This window comes from Prescottella subtropica (genome assembly GCF_005434945.1).
In the GTDB taxonomy this organism is placed as follows: Bacteria; Actinomycetota; Actinomycetes; order Mycobacteriales; family Mycobacteriaceae; genus Prescottella; species Prescottella subtropica.
On record NZ_SKCH01000051.1, the window covers coordinates 1 to 3,505 of the forward strand.

Sequence of the window (3,505 nt, forward strand, 5' to 3'; positions counted from 1 at the left end):
CCTCAAACAGTGGCGCGGCATCGCGACACGCTACGACAAGTACGCCACCACCTACCTCGGTGGCGTACTCCTTGCGGCGCTACTCATCCACCACCGTGTCCGCAATTAACAGACACGCCCTAGACACACCCATGATCGGTCCCTGTCCCCATGCCCGTTCCACCACCCTCACCGACTCCCTGCCGGCCTCGAATGCCCAGGTCTCAGGACCGCGCATCAACAACTACGGGGCCCTGGATCGAGCCGTCGCCGAGATACACGCCGATCTGCTCGAGCGGCATGACAGCCTCGATGGCGTGGCCTACACCCAGGTCCCGCAGAACCCGAGTCTCGTTCTGGTCGAACGTGATCCCCTGGTAGCCCTCCCCCGAATACAGGGTTGCGGCCGATGCCGCTCCGGTACCGAGCGCGAGTGATGCACCGACGCCAACCGAAACTGCTGCGATCTTCAACGTCGTCTTCATGGTCCCCATGTGGGAATCCTCCCTGTTCCCGCCGCCACGAATCAGCGGCGATGCCTCGACATCACCACGAGGTCGAAAGGAAAGGCAATCAGACGAGACGGTTTGTGGCACACGACACGATGTGGACATTTCGCCCGCTCGGAGTCCGCCTGTCGTCCGCCTGTGACGTGAACGACGCGGCGATCGCTGAGCCTGCGAAGCGGCCTCGTCCAGCATGCCCAGGTCAATCAGGCAAAATAGGACATTCGAACAACAGGGGGATGTATGGGTGGCGTGACGAACGTCGAGGCGCGCCTCGATCAGGCCAGTGCGGTCGGACCGGGGGGTGTCGACGGGGATCGAGTCTCGCCTATCGAGCCATGCCGGTCTGTCGACGATCACCCTGTCGCCGAGGCCCGGGGTCGTAGACGCGTTCCACGCGGCCGCCGCACATTGCCCGATCCGAATCAGGAGTTCCGATGGATGGTGCTCATGGCGCTCATCGCAGTGACTGTCGTGCTGGGGTTTCTCCCCATCCTTCTTCACGGTGTCGTTGATGGCTGACAACGCAGCCATCCCCGTGCCCGAGCCCGGCGACGAACCCAACTCGGACTGGACCGCCCCGGACCTCGACCCCGAGGCGCACCTGCTGTGCGCCGCAATGTGGTCCAGTGACGTGGACGAACTGCGGTTCGTGACAGGCCTGGTTCGCGAAGACGACTTCGCGGACCCGTTCCACCGACCCATCTACGCAGCCATCCGCGGCACTGTCGCCCACGGCCGACCGCACGACCCGGTCAGCATCAGCGCCGAACTCGCTCGAGCCGGCACCGATCGCGTCCCCCAGGCCGTTCACCGCACCCACCGCACCGTTGTCACACTCGGCAGCTCCGCCGGCGCCGTCCGGCACTACGCCGCCACCGTCGTCGCCGCCGCCTACCGGCGCAGCTTCCACGAGCTCGCCGGGATCGTCCAGCACGCGGCCGAGGCCGCGTCCGAAGACGAGCTCTTCCCGATCCTGGTCGAACTGGGCACCCGGCAGCGCACCGAACTACGTCGCCTCACAACCCTTCGCGGTGGCGATACGGATCGGCCACAGAGCTGACCGTCAGAGCTACCTGGCTCGCCGGCGCGCCTGCACCTCCCACCTCGGGGAGATGTCGGGCATCAGGGTTGCGCGACTCGCTTACGGAACAGTCGCGAACTCGCGGCCAACGCCGGATCGAACGCGTCGTCCACGGCCGCAAGCGCCCGATCCACTCCGGCCAGGCCGGCTCGCGTCCGAGACAGCGCCTCTGCCACCGACAACGGATCACCCAACTCGTCGACTCCCAGCTCGTCGGCGTCGAGCGCCGCGTACTCCCGCGACAACGCCATCACTGAGGTTTTCTCACCGGGCTGGCGCTTGTAGATGAAGAAGCACGAGAGCGGCGGCGGTGATCGCGCCGATCCTCCACGGACACAGGCTGATTCGTTGCAGGGCTTTCCATCGGGTTTTCAGCAGGGCGTTCGCGCGTTCCGCTGGGGCCCGCATCGCGGACAGGATCGTGTTGCGGCAGCGGGTGCCGGCATCGAGATCGTGGCCTTTCGTCGGGGTGTGGACGCCGATCCCGGCGCCGGTGTAGCCCTTGTCCGCCAGGGTGGGCATGCCGTCGGCGGCTGTGGTGTAGAGGGCGTCGAGGACACCACTGCGGCCGGCTGCGGTGATGTCGTGGACCGGGCCGGGTTCGACGTCGGACACTCAGATCGGGTAGCCGGTCGGATCGGTGAGGACCTTCGATGTTGCCGCCGTGCCGGTGGTGTTTGCCCGAGCGCCAGAGGTCGTGGCCGGTCTCGGAGGGTTCCCGGCAGCGGGTCGAGGTGATCAGGGTGCCGTCGAGACCTACGTACTCCCACCCGGACGCGGTCCCGCGGGTGAGGACATCATGCAGGTCCGGGGCGTGACCGGCGGGCACGTCGATTGCTTCGTTCAGGTAGCGGTAGCCGGTGGCCTGGGAGATCCGGGCGTCCCGGGCCAGGGCGGCGACGTCGGTGCCGTCGCGGAACCACCGCAACACCAGTACCGCTTGGGCGTGGACGGTTGCGGCCCGCTGCCACGGCCGACGATCGGACTGTTTGCGGTGCGCGGCAGAACACGGCAGACAACGGTCAGGGTGTGCTCGGGCACGTCGCGGATGGCGCGGCAGCAGATCACGTGGGGTCCTGCTTCGGGAATGATTTCTTGGCCTAAACCACTCTCTACCAGGCGGGACCCGGGACTGCCCCCACGTCCTTGCCTCAGTACGTGGTCCCCGACTCGCGGGGACCGTCGTCAACGCGGCCCTGGTGAGAAAACCTCGTTGGATTCTCGGCGATCTCCTCCAAACTCACGGCGACAAACCTACCGCCACCGAACCCGCAGAGGAGGCCACGCCAGCACGGACCGCATAATCCGACGAGGAATCACGCGGCGACCGAGTGACACCACGCCTCTGGACTTGACCCAGGGCCCCGGAAAGATCGGATGAGGCAGCTGTGACCTGCGGATTCGCGGAGGCGGGGCCGGTGTTTTGAGGGTGTGACCTACCGGCTTGGATGGAAGTTGCGAAGCACCCAGCCGAAACCAGAGGTCACACCCGTATGTCATCTTCCCCGATGCCGTCTGCTGCCGTGCACCCGGCCGACCACGACCACCTGTTGGCGGTGCTCGAGTCGGTGCCTGATCCGCGGGACCGGCGCGGGATCCGCTATCCGTTGGCCGGTGTTCTCGCGCTCGCGGTGACCGCGACCCTTGCTGGGTGTCGGTCGTTCACGGCGATCGGCCAATGGGCCGCCGATCAGGCGGCCGAGGTGCTGTCCGGGTTCGGGATCACCTGCGGTGTGCCGGAGGAATCGACGCTGCGGAAGCTGTTCGCCCGCCTCGACGCCGACGCCCTCGATGCCGCGTTGGGCAGATGGGCATGGACCCGCACCCTCATTTCAGGCGGGCGGCGGGTGCTTGCGATCGACGGGAAAACCGTGCGCGGCGCCCGTAACCGTTCCGACCAGACGAGTGTGGCTCCGCATTTGGTGGCGGCGTTCGA

4 protein-coding genes and 1 pseudogene are annotated in these 3,505 nt (G+C 66.8%); 2 read left to right on the forward strand and 3 right to left on the reverse strand.

The window, feature by feature from the left end:
- Positions 1 to 203 precede the first annotated feature (203 nt).
- A complete protein-coding gene (locus tag E0497_RS20205; protein ID WP_137726585.1) occupies positions 204 to 473 on the reverse strand; it encodes a hypothetical protein in 270 nt (89 codons plus the stop codon).
- Positions 474 to 999: 526 nt separating this feature from the next.
- On the opposite strand from E0497_RS20205, the gene E0497_RS20210 reads away from it, so the two are divergent.
- Positions 1,000 to 1,548 (forward strand): DnaB-like helicase N-terminal domain-containing protein, encoded by a 549-nt coding sequence (locus tag E0497_RS20210; protein WP_137726586.1) that lies wholly within the window; start codon positions 1,000 to 1,002, stop codon positions 1,546 to 1,548.
- 62 nt (positions 1,549 to 1,610) lie between these two features.
- Here E0497_RS20210 and E0497_RS20215 read toward each other — a convergent pair whose 3' ends face one another.
- Both E0497_RS20215 and E0497_RS20220 read right to left on the reverse strand, forming a co-directional pair.
- Positions 1,611 to 1,823: a hypothetical protein gene (locus E0497_RS20215; RefSeq protein WP_137726587.1), complete on the reverse strand. Its 213-nt coding sequence runs from the start codon at positions 1,821 to 1,823 to the stop codon at positions 1,611 to 1,613.
- A 10-nt stretch (positions 1,824 to 1,833) separates the two neighbouring features.
- Positions 1,834 to 2,637: pseudogene (locus E0497_RS20220) on the reverse strand (IS5 family transposase).
- Between the two features lie 425 nt (positions 2,638 to 3,062).
- Between E0497_RS20220 and E0497_RS20225 the strand changes: the two are divergent.
- The coding region (locus E0497_RS20225; RefSeq protein WP_161987477.1) for a transposase family protein at positions 3,063 to 3,505 on the forward strand (443 nt) is incomplete at its 3' end.

Bases quoted from the DNA above. Each gene is read 5' to 3' on its own strand.
- E0497_RS20210 (WP_137726586.1), top strand. From the start codon at position 1,000: ATGGCTGACAACGCAGCCATCCCCGTGCCCGAGCCCGGCGACGAACCC.
- E0497_RS20205 (WP_137726585.1), bottom strand. From the start codon at position 473: ATGGGGACCATGAAGACGACGTTGAAGATCGCAGCAGTTTCGGTTGGC.